The 19,701-nt window shown below is 71.0% G+C and carries 16 protein-coding genes; 11 read left to right on the forward strand and 5 right to left on the reverse strand.

The window, feature by feature from the left end:
- Nucleotides 1-151: 151 nt before the first annotated feature.
- From AL072_RS28660 to AL072_RS28705, 10 genes are all read left to right on the forward strand, one after another.
- On the forward strand, nucleotides 152-1,258 hold the full coding sequence (locus AL072_RS28660) for an ABC transporter permease (protein WP_245637071.1): 1,107 nt from the start codon (nucleotides 152-154) through the stop codon (nucleotides 1,256-1,258).
- On the forward strand, nucleotides 1,258-2,085 hold the full coding sequence (locus AL072_RS28665) for an ABC transporter ATP-binding protein (RefSeq protein ID WP_045584921.1): 828 nt from the start codon (nucleotides 1,258-1,260) through the stop codon (nucleotides 2,083-2,085). Before AL072_RS28660 ends, AL072_RS28665 begins: the two co-directional genes overlap by 1 nt.
- Before the next feature lie 9 nt (nucleotides 2,086-2,094).
- On the forward strand, nucleotides 2,095-3,054 hold the full coding sequence (locus AL072_RS28670; RefSeq protein ID WP_045584922.1) for an MlaD family protein: 960 nt from the start codon (nucleotides 2,095-2,097) through the stop codon (nucleotides 3,052-3,054).
- Nucleotides 3,051-3,743 carry an ABC-type transport auxiliary lipoprotein family protein gene (locus AL072_RS28675; RefSeq protein WP_082109260.1) on the forward strand — a complete coding sequence of 231 codons (693 nt, stop codon included), beginning with the start codon at nucleotides 3,051-3,053 and terminating at the stop codon, nucleotides 3,741-3,743. Before AL072_RS28670 ends, AL072_RS28675 begins: the two co-directional genes overlap by 4 nt.
- 112 nt (nucleotides 3,744-3,855) lie before the next feature.
- On the forward strand, nucleotides 3,856-4,620 hold the full coding sequence (locus AL072_RS28680) for a DUF6969 family protein (RefSeq protein WP_045584924.1): 765 nt from the start codon (nucleotides 3,856-3,858) through the stop codon (nucleotides 4,618-4,620).
- Nucleotides 4,621-4,804: 184 nt separating this feature from the next.
- Complete coding sequence (gene spbR / locus AL072_RS28685) at nucleotides 4,805-5,941, forward strand: SpbR family protein (protein WP_045584925.1); 1,137 nt, start codon at nucleotides 4,805-4,807, stop codon at nucleotides 5,939-5,941.
- Nucleotides 5,938-7,299, forward strand: coding sequence for a PAS domain-containing sensor histidine kinase (locus tag AL072_RS28690; protein WP_045584926.1), 1,362 nt, complete (start codon nucleotides 5,938-5,940; stop codon nucleotides 7,297-7,299). The genes spbR and AL072_RS28690 overlap by 4 nt, the downstream gene beginning before the upstream one ends.
- A gap of 257 nt (nucleotides 7,300-7,556) precedes the next feature.
- On the forward strand, nucleotides 7,557-8,792 hold the full coding sequence (locus tag AL072_RS28695) for a GNAT family N-acetyltransferase (RefSeq protein ID WP_245637072.1): 1,236 nt from the start codon (nucleotides 7,557-7,559) through the stop codon (nucleotides 8,790-8,792).
- 68 nt (nucleotides 8,793-8,860) lie between these two features.
- Nucleotides 8,861-10,570: an adenine deaminase gene (gene ade, locus AL072_RS28700; RefSeq protein WP_045584927.1), complete on the forward strand. Its 1,710-nt coding sequence runs from the start codon at nucleotides 8,861-8,863 to the stop codon at nucleotides 10,568-10,570.
- 165 nt (nucleotides 10,571-10,735) lie between these two features.
- Nucleotides 10,736-12,397, forward strand: a complete 1,662-nt coding sequence (locus AL072_RS28705) for a CocE/NonD family hydrolase (protein ID WP_045584928.1) — start codon at nucleotides 10,736-10,738, stop codon at nucleotides 12,395-12,397.
- 9 nt (nucleotides 12,398-12,406) lie between these two features.
- Here the strand turns inward: AL072_RS28705 and AL072_RS28710 are convergent, their stop codons facing one another.
- Complete coding sequence (locus AL072_RS28710) at nucleotides 12,407-13,168, reverse strand: Fic family protein (protein WP_045584929.1); 762 nt, start codon at nucleotides 13,166-13,168, stop codon at nucleotides 12,407-12,409.
- 206 nt (nucleotides 13,169-13,374) lie between these two features.
- Between AL072_RS28710 and AL072_RS28715 the strand changes: the two genes are divergently transcribed.
- A complete protein-coding gene (locus AL072_RS28715) occupies nucleotides 13,375-13,776 on the forward strand; it encodes a bacteriohemerythrin (protein ID WP_045585259.1) in 402 nt (133 codons plus the stop codon).
- A gap of 37 nt (nucleotides 13,777-13,813) precedes the next feature.
- Here AL072_RS28715 and AL072_RS28720 read toward each other — a convergent pair whose 3' ends face one another.
- The 4 genes from AL072_RS28720 to AL072_RS28735 all read right to left on the reverse strand — a co-directional run bounded on the left by AL072_RS28720 (nucleotide 13,814) and on the right by AL072_RS28735 (nucleotide 19,614).
- Complete coding sequence (locus tag AL072_RS28720) at nucleotides 13,814-15,568, reverse strand: tetratricopeptide repeat protein (RefSeq protein ID WP_045584930.1); 1,755 nt, start codon at nucleotides 15,566-15,568, stop codon at nucleotides 13,814-13,816.
- A 160-nt stretch (nucleotides 15,569-15,728) separates the two neighbouring features.
- On the reverse strand, nucleotides 15,729-16,778 hold the full coding sequence (locus tag AL072_RS28725) for a phosphotransferase (RefSeq protein ID WP_052710328.1): 1,050 nt from the start codon (nucleotides 16,776-16,778) through the stop codon (nucleotides 15,729-15,731).
- Nucleotides 16,775-17,311 (reverse strand): molybdenum cofactor biosynthesis protein B, encoded by a 537-nt coding sequence (moaB, locus tag AL072_RS28730; RefSeq protein WP_045584931.1) that lies wholly within the window; start codon nucleotides 17,309-17,311, stop codon nucleotides 16,775-16,777. The genes AL072_RS28725 and moaB overlap by 4 nt, the downstream gene beginning before the upstream one ends.
- A gap of 56 nt (nucleotides 17,312-17,367) precedes the next feature.
- Nucleotides 17,368-19,614 (reverse strand): lytic transglycosylase domain-containing protein, encoded by a 2,247-nt coding sequence (locus AL072_RS28735; RefSeq protein ID WP_045584932.1) that lies wholly within the window; start codon nucleotides 19,612-19,614, stop codon nucleotides 17,368-17,370.
- Nucleotides 19,615-19,701: the final 87 nt, after the last annotated feature.

A 19,701-nucleotide genomic window follows, 5' to 3' on the forward strand; every position in this document is an offset into this window, starting at 1 on the left:
GGAATAAAAAATCGACCGGAATCTTGACCCGGAAGCCCATTATCGGCCATTCCTGACGACACAAACCTGCTTTGTGTAGAGAAAAATGGCTGATGCGTCTGCCCGGCCCGGTCACGGCAGCACCGATGTGGGTTGGATCGAGTCCGGACCGATGGATGGATCCGGATGGCGGATCGGCGCGTCCGGACGCTGGACGCTGGCCGCCGCCGGACCGGCGTCGGACGCGCTGGAGCGGGCGCCCCGGCCGGCCGGCGGGGCCGCGGTGCGGCTCGACCTCGCACGGGTCGAGGCGCTCGACACCGTCGGCGCCTATCTGCTGAACCGGGCGGCCGAGCGGTTGTCGGCGGCCGGCCATGCGGTGGCGGTGGTCGGGCTGCGGCCGGAGCATGCCGCCCTGTTCGGCGCGGTGCGCGATGCCGGCAAGGCGCCGCCCCACCCGATCGAGCGCGAGCATCACCCGATCATCGACATGATCGTCCGCACCGGCGAGACGACGGTGAATGCAGCCAGGGAGGTGCTCGACCTCGTCGGTTTCCTCGGGCTGGTCACCGTCACCTTCGCCCGGCTGATCCTGCGCCCGTCGCGCCTGCGCCTGACCTCGGTGATGTTCCACATCGAGCAGACCGGGCTGAACGCCCTGCCGATCCTGGGGCTGCTGTCCTTCCTGATCGGCGTGGTGCTGGCCTTCCAGGGGGCGGACCAGCTGAAGCGCTTCGGGGCGGAGTTGTATGTGGTCAACCTGCTGGGCATCTCGGTCCTGCGCGAGATCGGCATCCTGATGACGGCGATCATCGTCGCCGGCCGCTCCGGCTCGGCCTTCACCGCCCAGATCGGCACCATGAAGGTCAACCAGGAGATCGACGCCATCGGCACCATGGGGCTGGATCCGGTGGAGCTGCTGGTGGTGCCGCGGGCGCTGGCCCTGATGATCACCCTGCCGCTGCTGGCCTTCTACGCCGACGTGATGGGGCTGTTCGGCGGCGCGGTGATGGCCTATGCCACGCTGGACATCACCTTCGGCCAGTTCATCCGCCAGCTCCATGTCGCGGTCGGCATCAACACCGTCCTCGCCGGGCTGATCAAGGCGCCGGTCTTCGCCCTGGTCATCGCCATGGTCGGCTGCTACGAGGGGCTGAAGGTCTCCGGCAGCGCCGAGAGCGTCGGCATCATGACCACCAAGGCGGTGGTGGAGGGCATCTTCCTGGTGATCGTCATCGACGCGGTGTTCTCCGTCCTCTTCTCGATGCTGGGGGTGTGATGGACGCGTCCGCGCAAGGGAACGGCGCCGGCGGGCACAGGCCAGTCATCCGCGTGCGCGGGCTGGTCACCCGTTTCGGGACGCAGACCGTCCATGACGGGCTCGACCTTGACGTCGAGAGGGGCGAGGTGCTGGGCGTCGTCGGCGGCTCCGGCACCGGCAAGTCGGTGCTGCTGAAGGAGATCCTGGGCCTGATCGAGCCGGCGGACGGCCGGATCGAGCTGCTGGGCCACGACATCGCCGGCCTCGACCGCGCCGAGCGCACCGCGCTGCAGGCCCGCACCGGGGTTCTGTTCCAGAACGGCGCGCTGTTCAGCTCGATGACGGTGGCGGAGAACGTCATGCTGCCGCTGAAGGAGCACACGGACCTGCCCCCGTCGCTGATCGCCGAGCTGGCGCGGGTCAAGATCGCCATGGCCGGCCTGCCGCCCGATGCCGGGACCAAGCATCCGTCGCAGCTGTCGGGCGGCATGATCAAGCGCGCCGGGCTGGCGCGCGCCCTGGCGCTCGACCCCGACATCCTGTTCCTCGACGAGCCGACCGCCGGCCTCGACCCCATCGGCGCCGCCGCCTTCGACACGCTGATCCGCGGCCTGCAGCGCAGCCTGGGGCTGACCGTCTTCATGGTCACCCACGACCTGGACAGCCTGACCTCGATCTGCGACCGCATCGCCGTGCTGGTGGACAGGAAGATCCGGGTGGGGACGCTGGCGCAGCATCTGGCCGATCCGCACCCCTGGATCCACGATTACTTCCACGGACCGCGCGGCCGCGCGGCCCTCGACGCGAAAGAGCGCAACGACGCTCCGCGCCTTGCGAAAGGGTAAGGTCACGCCATGGAAACCCGCGCCAGCTACATCCTGGTCGGCAGCTTCGTGCTGGCGCTGGTCGCCGGCCTGCTGGTCTTCACCGCCTGGATCGCCAAGGTCCAGCTGGACGAAACGCGCGAGACCTACCGCATCTACTTCACCGGATCGGTCACCGGGCTCCAGCAGGGCAGCCCGGTGCGCTACCGCGGCGTGCCGGTCGGCACCGTGTCGGACATCCGGCTCGACCCCGACAACGTGACCAGGGTGCGGGTGACCGTCCAGGTGCAGAACGGCACGCCGGTCATGTCCGATTCCATCGCCTCGCTGGAGGTGCAGGGCATCACCGGCGGCGCCTATGTCCAGATCACCGGCGGGGCGGAGGGGGGCAAGCGGCTGACCGCCACCGATGCCGACGGGGTGCTGACCATCCCGTCGCGCCCCAGCTCGCTGACCGCGGTGGTGGACAGCGCGCCGCAACTGGTCAACCGGTCGCTGGAGGTCATCACCCGGCTGGGCGACCTGCTGAACGGCGAGAACCAGAAGGCCATCGGCGACATTCTGGCCAATGCCCGCACCGCCAGCGCCGAGCTCGCCCGGGCCAGCGCCGGGCTGGAGGAGACGATGGCGCAGGCGCGGCGGACGCTGAACGGCTTCGAGGCATCCGGCCCGCAGTTCGACCGCACGATGGAGCAGGCGCGCGACACGCTGGCAACCGTCGATGCCGCCGCCAAGAGCCTGACCGGCGAGACGCGCGAGCTGATGCGGTCGCTGAAGCGCAGCTCGGACACCCTGAACGGCATGCTGGCCGAGAATCGCGAACCGGTGCGCGACTTTACCGCCACCGGCCTGTATGAACTGACCCTGCTGATCTCCCAGCTGCGCGACCTGTCCGGGCAGCTGTCGCGGGTGGTCACGCGGATCGAGAACGACCCGTCGAACTTCCTCTTCGGCGGGACGCGGCAAGGCGTGGAGGTGCGTGGGAAATGAGGCGGACGGCGAACGGGCGCGGGATGGCGTGGGGTGCGGTGTTGGGAGTGGCGGGTGCAGCCCGGCGCGGGATGCCGGGGCGCCGGATATGGTCCGCCCTGCTGTTGCTGGGGCTGGCCGCCTGTTCCACGCTGAACCCGACGGCACCGCAGCTCTACACCCTGACCCCGCGCGCCGCGGTCGGCCCCGGCCCCAGGGCCGACTGGCAGTTGCTGGTCGAGACCCCGGCGGCGGCGGCGGGGATCGACACGCCGCGCATCGCGCTGGCCCGCACGCCGACCTCGCTCGACTATTTCGCCGACGTGTCCTGGGCCGACCGGGCGCCGAACATGGTGCAGGGGCTGATCGTCCAGACCTTCGAGGACAGCGGGCGCATCGTCTCGGTCGGGCGCGACACCGTCGGGCTGCGCTCCGACTATGTGCTGAAGTCGGAACTGCGCGATTTCCAGGCCGAATACGCCGATCCGGGGGCCGCCCTGCCGGACCGCGTGCATGTCCGGCTGTCGGCCAAGCTGGTCGCCATGCCGCGCCGGTCCATCGAGGCGGGCGAGACCTTCGAGGCGACGGCACCGGTGCGCGGCCGGTCCTTCACCGACGTCGTCGCCGCCTTCGACGAGGCGCTGGGCCGCGTTACCGGTGATCTGGCGGGCTGGGCGCTGTCGCAGCGGCTGAAGCCGGCAGGGAGCTGACCGGCAAGCCGGCAGCCCGGCTGCAACCGCAGGTGCCCGAGCTGAAAACCCCTTGTCACGTCATCATATCCGCGTACGTAATAGGGGTGTTCGCGCAGCGCAGGATCGGGCGATGACGGATTTGTCGGAAGTGTCCCGCGAGGAGTTGGAGGCGATGGCCGAGGCGGGGCAAGAGGTGCGCCTGTGCCAGCGCGTCCTCGCCAAGACCGGGGACACGGTGGTCGGCGAGCTTCTGCGCGGCCACGGCACGCTTTACGAGTGGAAGCATTATCCGCCGGGCGACGTCTACGACGCCGAGTTCCACGCCCAATACTACTATCACTGCCATCCCGAGGGCGAACGGCCGCCGGGCGAGCATGGCCATTTCCACAGCTTCCTGCGCCCGCACGGCATGCCACCGGGGGTGCGGCCGGCGGAACTGCCCGATTTCCAGCCGCCCGACAACGACAACGACGCGCTGTCGCACCTGATCGGCATCGCCATGGATCCGGCCGGCCAGCCGGTGCGGCTGTTCACCACCAACCGCTGGGTGACGGGGGAGACCTGGTACAAGGCCGACGACGTCATCGCCATGCTCGACGCCTTCGAGATCGACCATGCCCGGCCGTCCTGGCCGGCCAACCGCTGGATCACCGCGATGATGCGGCTGTTCCGCCCGACCATCGTCGAACTGCTGCGCGAGCGCGACGGCGCCGTCCGGCGCTGGGCCGACGCCCACCCCGACGCCTATGTCTACGAGGACCGCGGGTTGGAGGTCGCCTCCCAGCGCCACATCTCCGTCGAGGAGCAGATCGCCGGAGTGGCGCTGCACCTGCGCGGCGCGCGGCGCCGCCGCTCCATCCTGCCGGAACCGCCCAGCTTCGCCGACGCGTCCTGAGCGCTCCCCCATATGGCTGGAAGGCCTATGACGCAGGAGCGTTAAGGAAGGCTCAACCGTTTGGGAAGATCCTGGGAGCCGTGGGCATGTCTCCGCCCGCAGGCCCGCGGGTACGGCGTCTTCCGCAAAGGACAGATGGAGACGGACCAGGGCAGGAAATCAGGGCAGGAAGGGTCCGGGACCCATGAGCGACGCTTTCAAGACGGCTTATCTGAGCAAGGGCGACGTGGCGCGGCTGCTGGCCGATCCGTCGCCGAACAGCAGGACCGATCTGGCCGCCAAGATCGCGCATCAGTTCGACAGCCCCGAGCTGTCCGAGGCGGAGCGCAAGCTGGCGGAGGACATCATCCGCCTGATGGTCAACGACACGGTGCTGCGCGTCCGCCAGACCCTGGCCGAGAACCTGAAATCCAGCCCGTCCCTGCCGCGGGAGATCGCCCTGACGCTGGCCCGCGACGTCGAGGCGGTGGCGATCCCGGTGCTGAGCGTCTCCACCGTGCTGACCCCGGCCGATCTGGTGGAGATCCTGCACTCGGGCGCCGAGGCCAAGAGCACGGCGATCGCCCGGCGCCCGACGGTTCCGGCCGAGGTCGCCGACGCGCTGATCGAAAGCGGATCCGAACGCGCGGTGGCGGCATTGGTCGCCAACGAGGGGGCGGAGCTGGGCGAACACAGCCTCAGCCGCGTCATCGACCGTTTCGGAGCCAGCGAGGCGGTGCAGGACCCGCTGGTCCACCGCTCCAGGCTGCCGATCACCATCGCCGAGCGGCTGGTCGCCGTGGTGTCGGAGCGGCTGCGCCAGCATCTGGTCGCGCATCACGAGCTGCCGTCGAAGGTCGCGTCGGAGCTGATCCTGCAAAGCCGCGAGCGGGCGACCGTGGCACTGTTCACCGGGGAGAACGACGAGGCCGCGCTCGACCGGCTGGTGGTCCAGCTCGCCGGTACCGGCCGGCTGACCCCGTCGCTGCTGGTCCGCTCGCTGTGCACCGGCGACATCGCCTTCTTCGAAACCGCCATGTCGCGCATGGCCAACGTGCCGATGACCAACGCCCGGCTGCTGATCCACGATGCCGGCCGGCTGGGGCTGAAGTCCCTGTACGACAAGGCGAAGCTGCCGCCGGCGCTGCTGCCGGCCTGCCGCATCGCCATCGACGTGCTGAAGGAGACCCCCTATGACGGCGAGCCCGGCGACCGCGAGCGCCACCGTCGCCGCGTCATCGAGCGCATCCTGACCCAGTACGAGGATCTGGCACCGGAGGATCTGGAATTCCTGCTGGCCAAGCTGGGCGACATGATGCAGCCGGAAAACGCATCGGCGTGACCGGCCCGACCGTTCCCGCCGATGCGCCCGCTCCGGCCGGCAATTCCCCGGCTGCGCCGGCCGAGGCCTCGCCGGAAGACACCATCCGGCGGCTGGAGCGGCGCGTCGCCGAGCTGGAGGCGGGATTCGGCCACTGCGAGGCGCGGGCGGGCGATGCGCGGTTCCGCTCCCTGGTGCAGACGGCGGCCAGCATCATCCTGGTCCTGGACGACGACGGCCGCATCCAGGAGGCCAACCGCGAGGCGGAACGCGCCTTCGGGCTGGAGCATGGCCGAGCCGTCGGCCGGTTCCTGACCGAGATGATGGACGAACGGCCGGCCGGCGTCTTCGCCGCCCAGCTCGCCGTCGCCATGGAAGGCACGGAAATCCGCAATTTCGAGCAGCTGCTGCGCGGGCAGGACTGCATGAACGAACGGGTGCTGCTGTGGAACCTCAACCGCCTGCCGGAAGCCGACGGCGTGCCGCCGGGCATCCTCTGCGTCGGCCAGGACATCACCCGGCGCAAACGGGCGGAACTGGCGCTGCGGCAGGCACGCGACGAGCTGGAGATGCGCGTCGCCGAGCGCACCCGCGCCCTGATGCAGGAGGTCCAGGAACGCCGCCGGGCCGAACAGGCGCTGATCCAGGCCAAGGAGCTGGCGGAGCTGGCCAACCGGGCCAAGAGCGAATTCCTGGCCAACATGAGCCATGAGCTGCGCACGCCGTTGAACGCCATCATCGGCTTTTCCTCGATGATGGAGAGCGAGATCGTCGGGCCGCTCGGCCATCCCAAATATCTCGACTATGCCAAGGTGATCGGCAAGTCGGGCCAGCATCTGCTGGCGGTCATCAGCGACATCCTGGACGTCGCCAAGATCGAGGCCGGCAAGCTGGAGATGCACCCGCAGCCGATGGACGTCCGCGACGCGGTGGAAAGCTCGCTGCTGCTGATCGCCGAACGGGCGGAGGAGGGCGGCCTCAGCCTGATCCACGCCATCGCCCCCGACACGCCCCGGCTGCTGGGCGACCCGGTCCGGGTGAAGCAGATCCTGCTGAACCTGCTGTCGAATGCCGTGAAGTTCACCCCGGCCGGCGGAAGTGTCGCCCTGCGGGTCCGCCCCGACCGTGGCCGCATCCTGGTCGAGATCGCCGACACCGGCATCGGCATGAGCGCCGAAGGCATCGCCGTCGCGCTGCAACCCTTCGGTCAGGTCGACAGCCAGCTGTCCCGCCGGTCGGGCGGCACCGGGCTGGGCCTGCCGCTGGTGCGCTCCTTCGTCGACCTGCTGAACGGGACGCTGGACATCCGCAGCCGCGAGGGCGAAGGCACGACGGTCAGCGTGCGGCTGCCGGTCGCCCCGCCCTATGACGGGGAATAGGGCGGTTCCTGTTCAGCCGGCAGCCCCTTGGGCACCGTGAAGCGCTCCGTCGGGATCTCCCTGCGGATTTTTCTGCCGTTGCAGGCGAGCGCCGCCTGCACTACCTCCATGCTCACGGCCGGTGGCCGGTATCGGCTCAGTGCGCGGCCATCGGGGTCGGCGCCGGTGGCTTTCGCCAGAATGTGCAGCGGATCACAAGCCTCCGGCCATGGGAGGCGTTGCACGGGGGCAAGGCCATTCAATCGGGATTCCTGAAGATGCAGTCCGCCGCCATGGCGCACGGAACGGTGCAGGCGCATTCCCCGGCGGCACCGTCCGCCCCGGCCGTCGCCGTGGTGCTGGGCATCTCCGGCGTCGATCCGCTGGAGTGGGATGTCTGCGCGGCCGGCCATGGGCCGTTCGTCAGCCACGCCTATCTGCGGGCGGCGGAGGACAGCGGGCTGGCCGGGCCGGCGAACGGCTGGCGGCCCGTCCACCTCATCGCGCGGGAGCCGTGCGGCGAGGCCGGGCCGGGCCGGCTGCTCGGCGCGGCGCCTCTTTATGTGCGCGACCGGTCCACCGACGAATATTGGCCGGACCAGGCCTGGGTCGATGGCTTCGCGGCGGCCGGTGGCCGCTATTTCCCCAAGCTGTTGACGGCGGTTCCCTTCGCGCCGGTGACCGGGCCCCGGATCCTGCTGCGGGACGGCGCCCCGCCCGGCGTCGCCGATGCGCTGGTCGGCGCGATGGTGTCGCTCGCCCATCGCCACGGCATGTCCTCCATCCATGCGACCTTTCCGGACGAAGCCGACCGCGCCCGTTTCGAGACGGCGGGATGGCTGACCCGCCATACCATCCATTACGAGTGGCTGAACGACGGCTACCGGGATTTCGCCGACTTCACCGCCGCCCTGTCGAAGCACCGGCGCGAGAGGCTGCTGTGGGAGCGTCGCAAGGTGCTGGCCAGCGGGGTGCGGTTCCGCGATGTGCCGGGCAGCCGGGTGAGCGAAGCCGATGTGGCGACGTTCCTGGAATTGTTCGACGACCTTCACGCCCGCCGGTCGACCCGCCAACCGCTGACCGCCGGATTCATCCTGCGGCTGTGCGCCGGTCTGGGCGATGCCGTGATGCTGACCTTCGCGGAAGCCGGCGGCGTGGCGGTCGGGGCGCTGCTGACCGTCGAAGGGGACGGCCGTCTTCATGTCCGCAACTGGGGCTGCCGGGAAGAGGCCCGCCTGATCCATTTCGAAGCCTGCTATTACCGCAAGATCGAGCGGGCGATCGACCGCGGCCTGCCCGTGGTGGACGGTGGTCACGGCGGACCGCACAAGGTGGCGCGCGGCTTCCGGCCCAAGCTGGTCCATGCCTGCCACTGGTTCCTCCATTCCAACATGCACAGCGCCGTGGCCGAGGGAATCGACCTGCATAACGCCAAGATCCTTCCCGTCTTCGCCCAGGAACAGGCCCGGTCCCCCTTCCGGCTGCCGGTCTTTCAAAATCCGGCTGGCCGATAGCCGCTTGCGCGGTTCCGTCCGGCGCGCCACTTTCCCGTTTCTGGATGGCAAGACGGACGGGGTGGGACATGGCGACGAGCCGCGACGGGCTGAAGACGCGCATCGGGCAGGCGCTGGGCGAGGCGAAGGCCGATCTGGTCATCAAGAACACCCGCTTCCTCAATGTCGTGACCGGCGAGATCGCCGCGGGCGACATCGCCGTCTGCGGCGAGGTCATCGTCGGCACCTATGAGTCCTATGACGGGGTTGAGGAGATCGACGGGCGCGGGCTGACCGTGGTTCCGGGATTCATCGACACCCATGTCCATTGCGAATCCACCTGCGTCACCCCGCAGGAGTTCGACCGCTGCGTCCTGCCGCGCGGCACCACCACGGCAATCTGCGACCCGCACGAGATCTGCAACGTGCTGGGCGAGCAGGGCCTGCGCTATTTCCTCGACAGCGCCGGCGGGACGGCGCTCGACCTGTTCGTACAGCTGTCCTCCTGCGTGCCGGCGACCGAGCTGGAGACCTCGGGCGCCCGGCTGGAGGCGCCGGACCTGATCCGGCACATGGACCATCCCCGCGTGATCGGGCTGGCCGAATTCATGAATTTCCCCGGCGTCTTCCACAAAATCGACGGGGTGCTGGACAAGCTGGCCGCCTTCGACGGCCGCCACATCGACGGCCATGCCCCGCTGGTGAGCGGGAAGGAGCTGAACGCCTATCTGTCCTGCGGCATCCGCAACTGCCACGAGACCACCAGCGCTGCGGAAGCGATGGAAAAGCTGCGCAAGGGCATGCAGGTGCTGATCCGCGACGGCTCGGTGTCGAAGGACGTCCACGCCCTGGCCGAGGTGATTTCGCCGGAAACCTCGCCCTTCCTCGGCTTCTGCACCGACGACCGCAACCCGCTGGACATCGCCGAGGAAGGGCACATGGATCACCTGATCCGCAGCGCCATCCGGCTCGGCGCCCCGGTCGCCCATGTCTACCGCGCCGCCACCTGGTCGGCCGCCCGCGGCTTCCGGCTGTACGACCGCGGGCTGGTGGCGCCGGGGCACCGCGCCGACCTCGTCCTGCTCGACGACCTGGAGGAGTGCGCGGTCAACCGCGTCATCCGCAGCGGCCGGGTCGTCGGCCCGCACAGCTTCGAGGGCCGCCCGGCGGTGACGCCGGTCGGGCTCGACTCCGTCCGGCTCGACCCGGTGGCGGTGGAGGATTTCGCGGTGCCGGCCGGCGGGTCGGTCCAGTCGGTGATCGGACTGGAACCGGGAAAGATCCTCACCGAACACCGCCGCATCGAGGTGCCGGCGGTGGATGGCCGGATGGTCGCCGATCCGTCGCGCGACCTTCTCAAGATCTGTGTCTTCGCCCGCCACGGCAGCAACCGCAACATCGGCCGCGGCTTCGTCCAGGGCTTCGGCTTCACGGAGGGGGCGCTGGCCTCCTCGGTCGGGCATGACAGCCACAACATCTGCACCGTGGGGGCCAAGGACGAGGACATGGCCATCGCGGTCAACCGGCTGATCGAGCTGCAGGGCGGCTTCGTCGCCGTGCGCGACGGCCGCGTCGTCGGCGAACTGGCGCTGCCGCTGGCCGGGCTGATGAGCCTCGACCCGTTCGAGACGGTGGAGGCGAAGCTGCGCGCCTTGCGCGCCGCCGTCCGCGCCATGGGCTGCCCGCTGGCCGAGCCCTTCCTGCAACTGGCCTTCCTGCCGCTGCCGGTCATCCCGCACCTGAAGATCACCGACCGCGGCATGGTCGATGTCGACCGCTTCGAGCTGATTGCCGCATGATTCACCTTCTTGCTTAATGTGCAGGCAAAAGCCTGGAGGTTGGGCGGGCGGTGGCGGGGGCTGCCCATTGGATGAGCGAGGAAATGCCGCTGGCTGACCACTGGCACGGGCTTTGCCAAGTGGTCATATTATTCGACGTCCGTCATCGAGCGAGCCCGACCCGCCATGACCCATCTGGCCCCGATGATCCATCAGTCGCATGACCTGCTGCCGGTCCGGCCGCCGGAAACCGTGTCGATGCGGACACGCGACGGCGTGCGGCTGGATGCCGACCTCTACCGGCCCGACGCCGCCGGCAGCTGGCCGGTGCTGCTGCTGCGCGTCGCCTGCGGCCGGCGCACGGCGCTGACCAGCCATTACGCCCATCCGCGCTGGTACGCCGCGCGCGGCTATGTCGTGGTGGTGCAGGACGTGCGCGGCTGCGGCACCTCGGACGGCCGCTTCCGCCCCTTCGAGGCCGAGCGGGAGGACGGCGCCGACGCCGTCGCCTGGGCGGCCTCGCTGCCGGGGTCGTCGGGGGGGGTGGCGACGTATGGCTGCGGCTATGCCGGGATGGCGCAGTGGCTGGCGCTGGCCGAGGCGCCGCCGGCCCTGCGGGCGGTGGCGCCGGCCTTCGCCGGCTGGGACGTCTTTTCCGACTGGGCCTATGAGGGCGGCGCCTTCCGGCTGGCCGACGCCATGGGCTGGGCGTTGCGCGCCGCCGCCGAGGCCGCCCGCCGGGTGGAGGACGGCACCGGCCACCGGCTGCTGTCCGACGCGGCGCGGCGGCTGCCGATCGACGACGAGATCCCGTCGCGGCCCCAGGCGCTGCGCGATTACGCCCGCTATTCCCATTACGACGACTGGCTGACCAATCCGGTGCCCGGTCCGGCCTGGGCCGCGCTGTCGCCCAAGGCGATGGCGGCGGCGATGCCGGCCGAGGTGGCGGTGCTGCAGGTCGGCGGCTGGTACGACCCGCGGCTGGCCGGCACGCTCGACGCCCATGACCTGCTGGCGGCGCGCGGGCGTGCGCCGGTTCGGCTGGTCGTCGGCCCCTGGACCGCCGACGGCCCCGCCGCCGCGCCGGGCGAGACGCCGACGCTCGACACGCTGCACCTGTCCTGGTTCGACCGGGTGCTGAAGGGGGAGGGCGCGGACCGCGGCGGCCCGGTGCGGCTGCACGATGTCGAGACCGGGCGCTGGCACGATTTGCCGGCGATCCCGCCGGCCGAGGCGGTGCTGCATCTGGCCAGCGATGGGCTCGCCAACCGGCAGGGCGGGCGGCTCGGCCTGGAGCTGCCCGATCTGGCCGGGCTCGACGTGGTGGTGCACGACCCGCGCAGGCCGGTGCCGACGGTTGGCGGCCATGCGGTGCCGGAGGCTGCCGGCCGGCCCGACCGCGCCGCAATCGACCGCCGGCCGGACGTCGCCACCTACGGCAGCCTGCCGCTGGACGAGCCGCTGACTCTGGCCGGCCGGGTGGCGCTGGATCTGTGGGTGGAGGCCGACGCCCCGTCCTTCGACATCAGCGCCGTGCTGTCGGTGGTACGCCCCGACGGGCGGGTGCTGCCGCTGACCCAGGGCCATGCACGGGTGGAGCCGGGCGACCCGACCCGGCCGCTGACCATCGCCATGCGGGCGGTCTGCGCCACGCTGGCACCGGGATCGGCGCTGCGGCTCAGCCTTGCGGGCTCCTGCTTCCCGGCCTATCCGGTCAATCCCGGCACCGGGGCCGAGCCGGGCGAGACCCGCCGGGTCGACGCGCTGCCGATCACCCTGCTGATCCACAGCGGCCCCGACCGCCCGTCGCGCCTGCGGCTGCCCGCCGGTCCGCAAGGGCGGGGTTGAAGTCCGGGGTCAGGGCGTTCCGCTCTCTCCCTTGGCCACGGCATCGAGGCAGAAATCCAGGCTCTGCGACAGGAAGCGCAGCATCAGGTCGCGGAACGGCGTCTTGTCGCCGACCGACCAGGCCCGCTCGACCAGATCGAGGTAGAGGCTGCGGTCCTCCGCCCCCACCACCACCGGGGGGTAGCCGGCGCGGTTCAGGATCAGGTTGCACAGCAGCAGCGCCGTGGCCCGGTTGCCGGTCTCGAACGGGCGGATCGCGCTCAGCCGGTGATGCGCCTCGAAGGCGATGTCGGGTGGCGTGTCCGGGCCGGCTTCCGCCTTGCGCATCCAGGTCGACAGCGCCGACATCGAGACGCGCAGCTTGGCCGGGTCGGGCGCGGTGCCGGCCGGATCGTCCTTGGGCGGACCGTTGCGGTACTTGCCGGCGGCATCCTCGATGCCGTGGTAGAGCACGGCATGGAAGCCGGCGACGGTGCGTTCGGTCACCGCGCCGGCCGGCGGATCGAAGGACAGGCGGGCCATCAACTCCAGCGCGCCGCGGTGGTTGAGGACGAAACGCTGCTCGTCCACCGCGCGGTGGCGCAGGATGCTGCCGCGCTCCAGGATCGTCTTGATCTCGGCGCGCTTGACCGGCACCTCCTCCAGCGCCGCGGCGGCGGCGGTGAGGTCCAGCTCGAACCGGTCGGCGATGCCGTGGACGACCTCCTGCGGCAGGGGCCGCGCCTCGTCCAGCGCCCGTTTCTTCTCCGCGATCTCGTCGAGCAGGGCCATCGGGTCACTCTGTTGCTGGGGACGGGGGCTTGGGGGCTGTGGAGCTGGAGGGGCCTTTGCGCATCGTGCCGCGCCTCCCTGCGGGGATTTGCCGCCTGGACGGGCACGGTTGCCGGTTTTAGGATCCCTGTCAAGCTGTCCACAATCCAGCCATGGCCGGCCGCAACCGCTTGATTCCGCGGATATGGGTGGGGGAGATCGCTGCGATGACCTACGTCGCCTGGGACGAATCCATGAGCGTCGGCGTGCCCGTGCTGGACGACGAGCACCGGCGCCTCCTCGACCTGTTCAACGGCCTGCTGGAAAGCGGCATCACCCCCGACAACCACGCCGAACTGTCGAGCCTGCTCGCCAGCCTGCGCGACTATGTCGCCGTCCATTTCGCCCGCGAGGAGGCGATGATGGAGCGATGCGGCTATCCCGACCTGGACAGCCACCTCGCCGCCCACCGCTATTTCGCCGACGAGGTGGAGAAGCTGGGCCGCGACTTCGACGGCGACAACGCGACCATGCTGCGGGTCGACCTGATCCTGCTGCTGAAGGACTGGTTCGTCGAACACATCCAGCGGACCGACAGCCGGTACAAGCCCTTCGTCACCGGCGCCTGACTCTCCGTCCCCGTGCGTCCCCCTCGGGGGCTCTCCCTCACTGCTTCGCCGCCGCCTTGCGGTCCGGCATGCCGGTTTCCAGCTTGGCCTGGATCGCCGCCTTGTCGGTGTCCTCGTCGGCGTTGCGCAGCGCGCGCATCCATTGGAAGCGGGCCTCGTTGCGGCGGCCGGCCCGCCAATAGGCGTCGCCCAGATGGTCGTTGATGGTCGGGTCGCCCGGCTTCAGCTCCACCGCCCGCTCCAGCCTGGCGACCGCCCCCTCGTAATCGCCCAGCGTGTAGAGCGCCCAGCCCAGGCTGTCGACGATGTAGCCGTCGCGCGGGCGCAGCGCCACCGCGCGCTCCACCATCGCCTTGGCCTTGTCCAGATTCTGGCCGCGGTCGATCCAGCTGTAGCCGAGGAAGTTGAGCAGCGACGGCTCGTCCGGCTTCAGCGTCAGCGCGGTCCGCAGGTCTGCCTCCGCCTGGGCCCACTGGTTCGTCTTCTCGTAGGACATGGCGCGGGCGTACAGCAGCGGCCAATGCCGCTCCTGCGGCGTGCCGATGCGCTCCAACGCGGTGCCGTAGGCGGTGATCGCCTCGCCATAGCGCTTGGCGTAGCGGTAGATGTCGCCCAGCCGGGAGACCGCGTCGGTGCGCTCCGGCCGTTCGGCCGACAGGGCCTTGAGAAGCGCGATGGCATCGTCGTCGCGGTCCATGCGGGCGAGGCTGTCGGACTGGCGCATGCGGGCGGTCCAGCCCAGCAGCGGATCCGCCTCCAGCGGCCGGTATTCGGCCAGCGCCTCCTCATGGTGGTCGCGCGCCGCCATGATGTCGCCGATCAGCAGGTGGGCGAGCGCCAGATCGTCGCGCAGATGCAGGGCGATGCGGCCGAACAGCAGCGCCGGCTCGTCGGCATTCTCGTGATGCAGGGCGCTGCCCAGGTCGAACAGTGCCTCCGCCAGGCCGGATCGGGCGTCCGGCACCGGGCGGACGCCGTCCGGCGCGTTCGTCATGGTGGCGATCGCCGGCTCCACCAGCAGCCCGTCGGGGTTGGTGGCCTGGAAGGTCTGGTAGAGCTTGCGCGCCTCGTCCCTGCGGCCGGTGCGTTGCATGAAGTTGCCGACGATCTGCACCACCCGCAGCGGCGCGTCGGTGTCCGTCACCTTGGCGTAGCGGGCCGCCGCCTCGTCGTTGCGGCCGGCGAGGTCGAGGATCAGCCCGGCATGCAGGTTGTAGAGCGCGCCGAAGCCCTGGATGGGGGCCAGCGGCTCCAGCGCCGCCAGCGCCTCGTCGGTCCTGCCGCGCGCGACCAGCAGCCATGCCCGGGTCAGAGGCGTCAGGAACCGGCCCAGCCCGTCGGACGGCAGGCGGGCGGCATAGCCGTCGGCCTCGTCCAGCCGGCCCTTGGCGAGCGCGTCGGCGGTCAGCAGGGTCAGCGCCATCTGCGGTTCGCCCTGATTGGCCGGACCGTCCTGATTGGCCGGACCGCCCTGGCCGCCGAGCAGCCGGCCGGCATAGCCGAGCGCCGTGTCGATCCGTCCCTCGCCCAGCCGCAACAGGAAGCTGCGGCGCAGCAGGGCCGCGTCGTCGGGGTCGGCGGCCAGCGCCTGGGCGGTGAAGCGCGCCGCCGCGCTCCAGTCGTCCTGGTGCTGGGCGTAGCGGCCGGCCAGATAGCTGCCGGTGGCCGAACCGGTGCCGTCCCCCGGCTGCCCGGCGGCAAAGGCGGGGGTGAGGGCGGCGGGCGCCAGTACACCCCCGGCGATCAGGGCGGCCAGGGGGATCGCCAGCAACCGGCTTCGGAAACTCGTCATGCTCTCGTCACCTCGTCTTCCGAGTCGGTATCCCATCATCTTCGGTGCGCCATGGGCAAGTGACTTTCGTCTCCTGTTCCCCTTCTCCCCCCTGGGGAGAAGGCCGGGATGAGGGGGTTCGGCGACGCCGAAGGCGTTCGGCCATGCCGCCCCCCTCACCCTAACCCTCTCCCCGGGGGGGAGAGGGGATCACGTCGATCCAGTCCCGCCGCACCCGTTCGATCCGCCCGGCGCGCAGGACGTCGGCGGCGTGGGCGTCCATGTGGGCGCGCAGGGGCTCCGGCATGCCCGGCGACAGGGTGGCGCCCTCCACCGACCAGCGGGCCATCCAGGACAGGGTGCGCAGCCAGACCAGCCGGCGCAGCGGCTTCAGCCAGGGCCGCACCTCGTCGGCGAGGTCGCCCGGCACCGCCATCGCCCAGGCATCGACGAAGGCGTCGATGTCGGCCGGCGCCAGCTCCGCATCCACCGCCGGATCCCACCTTGTCGAGGTGTAGAGGCTGGCATGGGCGAGGTCGGCGGCGGGATGGCCGTATTGCAGCTTCTCCAGGTCGGTGAACCACGCCTTGCCATGGCCGTCGATCAGGAAATTGCCGGGATGCACGTCGATCCCGACCGCGGTCAGCGGCATCGGGGTGTCCCGCGGCGGGGCGAGGTCGCCGGCACGGGCCGCCGCCAGCTCCTCCGCGATCAGGGCCCTGGCGTCGGGCGACAGGCCCGCGCGGTCGAACCACTCGGCCTGCCGCTCGACCTGGGCCAGCAGGGCGGCGACCGGATCGGGCGGGGCGGGAAGCGGCTCGAAGACGTCCGGCGGCGCCATGCGGTGCAGCGCGGCGAGCGCGCGGGCGATGGCCGCCATGTCGGCGGGCAGGACGGGGCTGCGTCCCTCCACCTCGCCGACCACGAGTGCGCCCAGCGGCAGCCCGTCGCCCGGCGGCAGCAGGCCGGCGAAGCGCGGGGTGTGGCCCGACGGCTCGGCCCGCCGGAAGGCGGCGGCCTGCCGCTCCAGCGCCGTCCAGGGATCGAGGCCGAGCTGGCTCCAGCGCGGGATGCGGGCGACGAGGCGTCGGCCCTTCAGGCGCACATGGTCGTGGGCGACACCCTTCAGCGGCATCGGCTCCAGCATGCCGGGGTCGAGGTCGGCCAGCCGCGGCAGCGTCGTCAATGCTGCATGCAGCGCCTGCGGCGTGAAGCCCCCGGTTCCGCTCACGCCATGTGCTCGCGCAGGCGGGGCATCAGCTCCACGAGGTTGCAGGGGCGGTGGCGGTTGTCGAGCTGCCAGACCAGGATGTCGTCCCAGGCGTCGCGGCAGGCGCTGGGCGAGCCGGGCAGGGCGAAGATGTAGGTGCCGTTGGCGACGCCGCCGGTCGCCCGGCTCTGGATGGTCGAGGTGCCGACCTTGGCGTAGCTGAGGTAACGGAACAGCTCGCCGAAGCCGGGGATCGCCTTCTCATAGAGCGCCTCGACCGCTTCCGGCGTCACGTCGCGGCCGGTGACGCCGGTGCCGCCGGTGGTCAGCACCACGTCGATCCGCGGATCGGCGATGAAGGCCTGGACCTGGGCGCGGATCGCGGCGATGTCGTCCTTGACGATGGTGCGGGCGGCGACATGATGGCCGGCCCCGGCGATCCGCTCGGCCAGCGCGTCGCCGGAGCGGTCGTCGGCGGCGACGCGGGTGTCGGACACCGTGACCACGGCGATGTTCACGGGAAGGAAGGGGCGGCTCTCGTCGATCTTCGGCATGGCGGCGCGCTTATGTCCTCGTGTCGGGCCGGAGCCCGACACGAGGGCACCAGCGGTCAGGGTATCGGGTCGGTCTCGCTCCGTTCGGCGACCGTTTCAACCGGGGCGGCGGGCTTGGCCGCCGGCACCATGTCCGGCTGGACCGCGACCTGGGTCGGGCGCACTTCCACGGACAGGTAGGACGGCCATTTCCCGTCGGCGACGGCGTCGAGCGAGGCGGTCTCCTGGCCCAGCCGGAGCCGGTAGATCCAGAAGTTCGCCATCACCTTCTCCACATAGTCGCGCGTCTCGCCGAAGGGAAGGCTTTCGATGAACAGCAGCGGGTCGGTGATGTCGCTCAACTCGCGGCGCCAGCGCGCCAGCGTCCCCGGCCCGGCATTATAGGCGGCGGCGGCCAGGAACAGGTTGCCGTTGATGTCCGGCATGCCCAGCAGCTCGGTCAGGTAGCGCTGGCCGAGTTCCATGTTGCGCGACGGGTCGAACAGCGCGTCCCGGCCGGCATCCTCGCCGCTGATGTCGGCGTTGCGCTCGCGGACATGCTGGGCGGTGCTGGGCAGGATCTGCATCAGCCCGGCCGCCCCGGCGGAACTGACCAGCCGCGGGTCGAAGCGCGATTCCTGGCGCATCACCGCGAAGACCAGCGCGCGGTCGATCGCGAAGCCGTCGCGCGGCGTCCAGTAGGGCAGCGGATAGAGCGCCGCGGCATAGGGCGCGCCGTCCGGACCGGCGACCGCGTTGCCCAGGCGCAGAGACAGGGTCGGCAGGCCGGCACGGTCGGCCAGCGCCACCATCGCCTGTTCCACCAGCGGGTCGCCCTGCGGGTGGATGCGTTGCAGCTCCAGCCCGGCCAGTTCGCGTTGGCCGACCTGCAACAGGGCAATGGCGCGGGCGCCGGCCGGCTTGGCCGCCACCGCAGCCAGCTGCCGCCCGCTCAGGTCCGGGGCCTGCCAGCGCACCTCGGCCAAGCTGCCCAGGCCCAGGCTGTCCAGCCTGCGCAGAGCGATCAGGCCGTAGAAGGTGTGGGGATAGCGGGCGGCGGCGGTCAGATGCTCCGCCGCCTCCTTCGCCTTGCCCTTGCGGGCCAGCGCGCGGGCGGCCCAGTAATCGGCGGCCGCCGCCCTCCAGGGCGAGCGCGGGCCGGCGGCGGCCATGCCCTCGAAATGGCGGGCGGCGCGGTCGGTCTGCTTCAGCCGCCATGCCGCCAGCCCGGCGATCCAGTGGGCTTCCGGCAGCACGTCGCCGGAACGGGCGGCGCTGGCCGAGGCCAGGGTCAGCGCCTGCGCCGTCTCGCCAGAGTAATAGAGTGCCGAGGCGATGCGGGCGCGGGCGGCGTCGTATTGCACGGTGTCGAGCTTGCCGCCGAACTCGTCCTCGCCCAGCAGGCTCAGCGCGCTGCCGGTGCGGCCGGACCGCAGCAGCTCCTCGACCCGGGCGACGGCGGCGCGGTCGCTGCGGGCGCGCGACACGGTGCGGCTGCGCGGCGCAACGGTGACGCTGTCGTCGTTGTCGCCGTCATCCTCGTTGGCGGCTACGGTGCGCAGGCCGCCCAGCCGTTCGAGCGAACCGACGAGACGAACGCGCTCCTCCCCCCGCGGCGGCTTCGGCGCCCGCTGGCCGGCGGGCTGGCGCTTCTGGGCGAGGCTGTGGACGCGCTCCGCCCCGGCGAGGTCGCCGTAATCCTGCATCCAGCGGGCGAGTTCCTCGTAGCCGGCGCGGCGGTCGGGGTGGAGGTAGCGCTGGCGCAGCACGTAGCCGACCAGCCGGCGGTCCTTCAACTGGCGCAGCTCGGCGTCGGCGGCGTCCCAATCGGCCCTCTCCTGGAGGGCGAAGATGCGGCGGTAGCGGCCGGCATCCTCGGCGTCGAGCTGCACCGCGCGGGCCTCGGCATCGTCGGCGAGCAGCAGGGCCGGGGCGGCGGGATCCGCAGCGGGGTTTCCAGCGGTGTCGGTCGCCGGGTCGATGGCGGGGGCATCTTCGGCGGTCGGCGCGGTGGGGGCGGCATCGCCGTATAGGCTGCCGATGTCTGTACCGATGTCCGGAACGCCGAAGTCGGGCGGGCCGAAAGCGGGCGCGACGGGTTTGGGGTATCCGAAATCGAACTCGTCCGGATCGGGCAGGCTGGGATCGGGCAGGCCGGGATTGGCCAGGGCGGCGCTGGGCCGGGCGGAATTGGGCACGGAATCCGGGCCGGGCGGGACGACGGCGTGACCGTCCGGCGCGTGGATGATGAGGGCGGCGCAAGCGGGCCGGAACCCGACCGCACCGTTGGACCCCATGGTGTATGCCACCGTGAGACCCAGCACCCCCAGAAGGTTCCGCCGCAGCGGGACCGCGTTCGCGGCCCGGTATGCTGCACTGCAAAATATCCGGAGCATGGCAATGAGATACCC

It is taken from the genome of Azospirillum thiophilum (genome assembly GCF_001305595.1).
In the GTDB taxonomy this organism is placed as follows: domain Bacteria; phylum Pseudomonadota; class Alphaproteobacteria; order Azospirillales; family Azospirillaceae; genus Azospirillum; species Azospirillum thiophilum.